The following is a 7,215-nucleotide window of genomic DNA, read 5'->3' on the forward strand; positions in this document are numbered from 1 at the left end:
CCCGGCGCACAATCTGCTTGTACGGATCATGTACGCCGTCCCGTCAGTCTTTCGCCACCTTCGAACAAACAGGTGCGAGAGGAGAACCGGGGATGATCCGGATCATGAAAGCCGGCCGCGTGACCGCGGCGGTTCTGGCCGCCGGGGCGGTGACGGCGCTGGCCGGAGCCCCCGCGCAGGCCGCAACGGCGCCGTCCGCCGGCACGAACTGGACGGCCGATTTGTCCACTGTGGACAACGACGACGTCAACGTCACCGGTGCGGGCGGTGCGCTGACCCTGTCCGACACCGCTTGGCACAGAACCGCCCAGGTGTTCGCCGGCAGCGAGGGCAGCCTGACCACCGCCGAGCAGAAGCTCGGCTCGCCGTCGAACCGCGTCAGCGCCGAACTGAGCGCCGACACCCCCAAGGGCACCTCGGTCGACGTCGACGTCCGCGGCCGGACCGGCGCGAACGACTGGACCGAGTGGACTCCCGCCGGCACCGCGCTGAAGAGCACCGTGAGCGAGGTGCAGGTGCGGATCAGCCTGCACAGCACCACCGACGGCGTGCGGCCCTCGGTCAAGAGCGTCGCGCTCAGCGCCGACAGCGTCCCGCAGGCCAACGCGCTGGCCGCCTCGACCGCGCTGACCTACAAGATCTACGCCACCCGCGAAGGCCTGACCGGGCGCACGACCGCCAACGGCCACGTCATCACCAACCGCGACCACTTCGTCGCGCTGCCGTCCGGGCGCGCCCTGTCGAGCAAGGGCACCGGCACCTACACCGTGCGCATCTGCAAGACCGACGGCAGCCGGTGCGAGTACGCCCCCGTGTGGGACGTCGGCCCGTGGAACACCAAGGACGACTACTGGAACCCGGCGTCGGTGCGCTACGAGTACAAGGACCTCCCCCAGGGCCAGCCCGAGGCGTACGCCGCCTACCACAACAGCTACAACGGCGGTAAGGACGACCTCGGCTACAAGGTGCAGAACCCGGCAGGCATCGACCTCGCCGACGGCGTCTTCTACGACGGGCTCGGCATGTCGGACAACGGCAACGTCAACGTCACCTACCTGTGGACCGGCTCCGACAAGACCGGCGTCGTCAGCACGGCGGGCGACCCGATGAACGTCCGGGCGAGCGCCAGCACTTCGGCCGCCATCAAGGGCCTGGCGGCGAACTACGCCAAGGTGAACATCGAGTGCTACGTCGAGGGTGACACGGTCGCCGGCCAGTTCGGCACGACCAACATCTGGGACCGGATCGGCCCGAACAACTACATCTCGGACACCTACGTCCAGACCGGCTCGGACGACCCCGTCGCCCCGCACTGCTGAACCCCGATCATCGCGGGGGTCGACTGCCCTCACCCCCGCGATAACGGCGAAGGCCCGGTGTCCCCCGCCGGGCCTTCGCCCATTTCCCCGCCATTCCGCTCAGCGGCACACAATTCACAAGCGTGAACAAACTTCCGCCGGGTGTACAACCGCCCGCCGGGCATGCAAAAATTCCGGGCACTCTCCTCCCCACGGAATCACGGAATGGCGGGCACCTGTGAGCGTTTCCCGGAGAACCCTGCTGACCACCGCGGCCGGCGCCGCGGTGGCGGTGGGCGCCAGCACCCCGACGGTCGCTTCCGCGGCCACCTCCGACCACCCCGACCTGGCCTCGGCCACCCGGACGCTCCGCCAAGCGGCCGATTACGCGGTGGCCAAGCTCCGCGCGGTGGCCCCCGGCGTCACCGCGTTTCCGGTCGGCACGAAGTTCGAGAAATGGACCTATTCACAGAACGGCGACTGGGTCGGCGGATTCTGGCCCGGTCAGTTGTGGCTGGCCTGGCTGCACAGCGGCGAGGAACAATTCAAAACCCTCGCACTGGCTTCCGCGGAAAAACTCGCGCCGCGCCAGAACGACACGGGCACGCACGACCTCGGCTTCCTCTTCTACCCCTCCTGGGTGACCGCGTGGCGGCTCACCGGCGACGAGAAGTGGAAGGCGGGCGCGGTGCAGGCCGCGTCGTCGCTGATCAAGCGGTACAACCCGGCGGGCCGGTTCATCCGCGCCTGGGGCGCGCTCAGCGACCCGAACAACGCCGGCCGCGTCATCATGGACACGATGATGAACCTCGACCTGCTGGCGTTCGCGAGCAAGCAGACCGGGGACCCGCGGTACCTCGAGATCGCCGTCGCGCACGCGAAGACGGCGCAGCGGAACTTCCCGCGCCCCGACGGGTCGACGCCGCACGTGTTCGACTTCGACCCGGTCACCGGCGCGCCGATCGGGCCGAACACGGTGCAGGGCTACAGCCCGACGTCGTGCTGGTCGCGCGGGCAGGCCTGGGGCGTCTACGGGTTCACGACCATCCACCGGCGCACCGGGGACCCGGAGTTCCTGGCCACGGCCCGGCGGCTCGCGGACTTCGCGCTGTCCCGGCTGACGCCCGACCACGTGCCGGTGTGGGACTACCTGGCCCCGCAGGCGCCCGACGACGTCAAGGACGCGTCCGCCGGCGTGATCATGGCGTGCGGTCTGCTGGACCTCGCGGAACTCACGCACCGCCCGCACTACCGGGAGAGCGCGCTGCGGATCCTCACCGCGGTGGCCCGGACGTGCCTGACGACGAAGTCGACCCGCGCCGAGGCGAGCGTCGCCCGCTGCACCCGCAACCGGCCGAACGAGGACGGCGTCGAGGTGTCGCTGCCCTACGCCGACTACTACCTGCTGGAAGGCATCCTGCGGGTGCTCGACCGGCGCAAGGTGGACCGCGCGATCGATCTTTCGAGCGTGTAGCGGCGCCCGGGGAGGCCGCCACCTCCCCGGACGCGTTGTTCAATGGTGGTGGTGCGCGTGCACCTTGGCGTGGCCGAGGCCGCGCCCGATCATCCACTTGTTGACCGGCACCGTGACGACGAACGCGATCGCCAGCGAAAGCGCCAGTGCCAGCCAGAAGAGCAGGCTGGCCAGCCCGGCGTCCATCGCCCCGGGAACCGCCACGACCACGGTGTTGTCGATCAGCTCCATCACGGCGATCGACACGGTGTCCGCGGCCAGCGCGACCTTGAACGCCGCCGCCGCGCCGAGCCCCGACTTCAGGACGCCCCGCATGGTCAGGCCGTACCCGAAGACGAAGGCAAGCACGATCGAGAGGACCACAGTCGCCGCGTTGTGCAGGCCGAACGCCGTGCCCAGCACCATGCCGAGCACCTCACCGATGGCACAGCCGGTCAGGCAGTGCAGAGTCGCCTGGATCGCCGTCGCCCACGAAGCCCCGTGCTGTTCGTTCATGCCCCGCAATATACCCCCAGGGGGTAATGTACGCACGTTCCACCGGTCACGCCACCGAGGCGAGCTGCGGTGCTACCGAGCGTGACCGAAGGCGGCCGACCAGGGCATCCACCTCCGGCGACACTCGAGACAGAACTCACTTCCGTAACCCTTTGCGCACATCCCGTTGACCACAGTTACCCGGGGCCCTACGTTCGCCCTTGGTCTCCACCATGCGCAGACCCATCGAACCGATCGAATTGCCTGAGGAACGGGTGGAGATGCGAGGGCCGACGAAGACCTTCCGGCGGGTCGCGACGTTGCCGCTGGTGGCGGCGCTCGCACTCGGAGGCTGCTCGGACCAGCTGGGCAGCCCGCCCGCGCCGCCGCCGACCCGGATCGAGTTCGTGCCCAAGGTCCGCGACATCCCGTACTTCGACGCCATGAACAACGGCGGCCTGGAGGCGGCGAAACAGCTGGGCGTGGTGTGGCACTCGACCGGGCCGGAGACCGTGGACCCGGCCGCGCAGGTGACGATCCTGCGTGAGCTGATCGCGAAGAAGGTCGACGTCATCGTCGTGGCCCCGAACGACCCGGCCGCGCTCGCCGGCGTGATCGCCGAGGCCAGGGCGAAGGGCATCCACGTGCTCACCTCCGACACCGACGCGCCGGGCACGCAGCGCGAGGTGTTCGTCAACCAGGCCAGCGCGCAGGGCATCGGCACCGCGCTCGTCGACGCGCTGATGGCCAAGACCGGCGGCACCGGCCAGTACGCGATCGTCTCCTGCGGCCCGGCCGCGGCGAACCTCAACTCGTGGATCGCCGTCCAGAAGGACTACGCGGCCGCGCGCTACCCGAAGGCGGAGCTCGTCGACACCGTGTACGCGGGCGAAGACGAAAACACCGCGACGGCGCTGGCCAAGCAGCTCATGGCCGCCCACCCGGGCCTGGCCGGGCTGATCGGCGAGTGCACGACGTCCGCGCCCGGCGTCGCGAAGGCCGTCGATGACGAGCAGAAGATCGGCCGGGTGTTCACCGTCGGCGTCGGGACGCCGCAGGCCATCAAGCCGTTCCTGCTCAAGGGCTCGTGCTCGCAGTCGGTGCTGTGGAACGTCGAGTCGCTGGGCTACCTGACCGCGTGGACGGCGAAGCAGGTCGCCGACGGCAAGCCCCTGAGCCCGGTGAACAAGGTGAGCCTGGAGCTGCCGGCGGTGAAGTACGACGCCGCGGCGAAGACCGTCCTGCTGGGCGACCCGCTGCTCATCACCGCCGACAACGTCGACCAGTTCAAGTACTGACCGGGCTCACCGGTGCCGGCGCACGTGGCCGACCGCCGCACCCCCGCCGAGCACGAGGATCAGTGCCGTCAGGCCCCAGCGGCGTTTCTCCTCGGTCCGCCGTCCGGTGTCCTGGGCCACCGGCTCGGTCTTCTTCTCCGTACGCGCGTGGGACCTCGTCGTCGGCGGCGGGGGCGACGGAGCCGGGGTGGCCGGCGTGGGCGTGACCACCGGCGGTGGCGTGGGTGCCGGCACCGGGGCCGGGGGCAGGACGACGGGCTGTTCCACCGGTGGTGGCGGCGGGGGCGGCTCAGGTGACGGCGTCTCGGTCCGGGGCGGCGGCTCCGACGACTGCCCCGGAGGCGTCGTCGGCGGGGGTGACGTCGTCGGCGGGCGTAACGCCGACTCGGAGAGGCAGCCGGCCGCGTCTCCGCTCACCAGGGGTGGCCCGGTCGCGACCGCCGTGGCCTGACCCGAGCCGTCACGCGGCAGGCGGAACATGACGCTGCGCCGGCCGGCCTGGTTGGCCGTGGCGTAGATCGCGCCGGGGGCGAGCACGACCGACCCGTACGCGCCGCCGTCGGGGAACCGGAGCCCGGGCACCACCGCGACCTTCCCGCTCGACGGGTCGAGGGTGACCACCGAGCTGTCCCCGCGCGAAGTCGCCGAGACGCCGTAGAGGAGCCCGTCCGCCGGGTCGAAGGCGAAGTCGTCGACGCCGACGGCGAGCGACACCGGCCGCAGCGACGTCCGGTGCACCACCCGCACGTATTCCGCGCCCGCCGGGTTGATGTCCACTGTGTACAGATCACTGCCCTGCCGGACGTACCAGCGGTCGCCGTCGATCGCGCCCGCGGTGGCCCCGGTGACCGGGCTCCACACCGGTTCCCGCGCGCCGGCCCGGCCGATCACGCCCAGGTCGGTGACCACGCCGGCGGCGTCGATCCGCACCGCGTGCGCGCCGTGGTACCGGCCGGCGCGGGTGCCGTCGGCGACGCCGTAGACCACGCCCTGCGCCGCGGAGTAGCCCATCGCGTTGATCCAGTACCCCGCCTGGCTCACCCGCCGCGTGACACCGCCGGGCAGCGACAGCAGCCGCAGCGTCGTCGGCGCGCCGCTGCGTTCGTTCTCCGCCTGCAGGACCGTGCAGCCGGCCGGCTCCCGCGCCACCGCGAGGCGGGACACGGGGGGCGCGAGCCAGCCCGACGCCGCCAGCAGCGCCGAGACGGCCGCGGCCACGCCGAACGCCGCCGCCCAGCGGGCCCGCGTGCCGGTCAAGCCAGCCTGGCCAGCGCGGAGGTGAACGCCTCGGGGGGCACGCTGACACCGCCGCTGAACGGGTTCTGCAGCTGGTAGATCGCGAACAGCAGCAACGTGATCGTGCCGGCCAGGGTGGACACGATGACGACGTGCGCGGCCAGCCGCGTGCCGCCGAACAGGTTGGGCAGCAGGATGGCCGTGATCAGGCTGCCGAGGATCAGCGCGAACCAGACGACCGCGCCGACCCCGCCGGCGCCGGAGTGGGACAGCCGCTGCTGCCGGGCCTGGTAGACCGACCAGAGCTGGTTGCTCGCCTCGGTCTTGCGGTCCAGCAGCCAGTCGTCGTCGGCCGGGGCTTCCGCCACCGCCTGGCGCATCTGGTCGAGCTGCGAAGCACCCGTGGCGGGTACGTCGCCGCCGTCGGCCAGGCGCGGCCACTCCTGCTCCTCGACCGTGCGCGCGTAGGCCGAGGCGAGCTGGTGCACGCGGTCCTTCGTGACCTCGGGCAGCGCGTCGGCCGCCCAGGTGGCGGCGACCAGGCCGTCGGCTTCGGCCTGCGCGTTCTGGCCCACGGTGCCGACCGAGTCGTACAGCGAGATGAGGACGAACGCGACCAGGACCGCGTGCAGCCCGCCGACGATGGTGAACACCTGACCGGCCGCGTCGTTGTTGCCGGGCCTGCCTTCGTCGTCCCGGCCGAACCGGCGGACCAGGTAGGCGATCAGTCCGCCGACGCCGGCCGCACCGGCCACCCAGAGACTGCCGGCCACGAAGATGTTCATCCGGGTCCTTTCGCCCGCGAAGCGCGGGAAGCACTGCCCGGCACATTCCACGGCCGGGACCGCCCAAGTTAGTCATCCATTTACGGGCCGACAACAGCAACGGCGGAATTCATCCGAGTGGCCGCAAAAATCCGCTCTCGTCGCCGGTTCGGCGCAGTTACCGGACACCGGGACACTTTCTCCGTTTCGCACGGCGATCATGGTGGACCGCTGCGGAGCTGGGCCTTCCCGACCGGGTGACAGCCAGAAACAGGCAGTCACCACGTCCGGACCGGCCCTCCGCGGGACGCCATCCGAAACCCACCCAGGTCGAACACGTGGTTTCGCCGGTGACCCCGATCGTGTCATTGTGCGACCGGACGCCGTTGCTATGTTGATTCGGCGGAGCCGCAAAACCAGGCGGATATCAGCGACAAAAGATCATGACCGGCGTGCCTGCTGGGGACGCCGTACGTGCCGAACGCGAATGATTGGGTGGTCCTCGTTGTGACTGTCACCGACCCGGTGGAATCCGAGCAGGCCCCGTCGAGCCTGGGACGGGCAGCGGCCCGGACCCTGGCCACCACCACCAAATCCGTCCCCCAGATGCAGGGCATCTCCTCCCGCTGGCTGCTCAAACTCCTCCCCTGGGTCGAAGTCGCAGCCGGGTC

General features: G+C 70.7%; 6 protein-coding genes and 1 pseudogene. 4 read left to right on the forward strand and 3 right to left on the reverse strand.

Annotated elements, in window-relative coordinates; translation table 11 throughout:
* The first annotated feature begins 92 nt into the window (after window positions 1-92).
* Together ACFVYA_RS02700 and ACFVYA_RS02705 are read left to right on the forward strand one after the other, a co-directional pair.
* Window positions 93-1,319 carry a hypothetical protein gene (locus ACFVYA_RS02700; RefSeq protein ID WP_387041572.1) on the forward strand — a complete coding sequence of 409 codons (1,227 nt, stop codon included), beginning with the start codon at window positions 93-95 and terminating at the stop codon, window positions 1,317-1,319.
* Window positions 1,320-1,536: 217 nt separating this feature from the next.
* Window positions 1,537-2,772: a glucuronyl hydrolase gene (locus ACFVYA_RS02705; protein WP_387041575.1), complete on the forward strand. Its 1,236-nt coding sequence runs from the start codon at window positions 1,537-1,539 to the stop codon at window positions 2,770-2,772.
* Between the two features lie 39 nt (window positions 2,773-2,811).
* Here the strand turns inward: ACFVYA_RS02705 and ACFVYA_RS02710 are convergent, their stop codons facing one another.
* A complete protein-coding gene (locus tag ACFVYA_RS02710; RefSeq protein WP_387041578.1) occupies window positions 2,812-3,267 on the reverse strand; it encodes a DUF4396 domain-containing protein in 456 nt (151 codons plus the stop codon).
* A 260-nt stretch (window positions 3,268-3,527) separates the two neighbouring features.
* On the opposite strand from ACFVYA_RS02710, the gene ACFVYA_RS02715 reads away from it, so the two are divergent.
* Window positions 3,528-4,544: an autoinducer 2 ABC transporter substrate-binding protein gene (locus tag ACFVYA_RS02715; protein ID WP_387041581.1), complete on the forward strand. Its 1,017-nt coding sequence runs from the start codon at window positions 3,528-3,530 to the stop codon at window positions 4,542-4,544.
* A 6-nt stretch (window positions 4,545-4,550) separates the two neighbouring features.
* Here the strand turns inward: ACFVYA_RS02715 and ACFVYA_RS02720 are convergent, their stop codons facing one another.
* On the reverse strand, window positions 4,551-5,801 hold the full coding sequence (locus tag ACFVYA_RS02720; protein WP_387041584.1) for a DUF6923 family protein: 1,251 nt from the start codon (window positions 5,799-5,801) through the stop codon (window positions 4,551-4,553).
* Window positions 5,798-6,565: a hypothetical protein gene (locus ACFVYA_RS02725; RefSeq protein WP_387041586.1), complete on the reverse strand. Its 768-nt coding sequence runs from the start codon at window positions 6,563-6,565 to the stop codon at window positions 5,798-5,800. Before ACFVYA_RS02725 ends, ACFVYA_RS02720 begins: the two co-directional genes overlap by 4 nt.
* Before the next feature lie 486 nt (window positions 6,566-7,051).
* Here ACFVYA_RS02725 and ACFVYA_RS02730 point away from each other — a divergent pair.
* A pseudogene (locus ACFVYA_RS02730) lies at window positions 7,052-7,215 on the forward strand (Crp/Fnr family transcriptional regulator); the annotation flags it as partial.

Origin of the sequence: Amycolatopsis sp. NPDC058278 (assembly GCF_042881395.1) — a bacterium.
In the GTDB taxonomy this organism is placed as follows: domain Bacteria; phylum Actinomycetota; class Actinomycetes; order Mycobacteriales; family Pseudonocardiaceae; genus Amycolatopsis.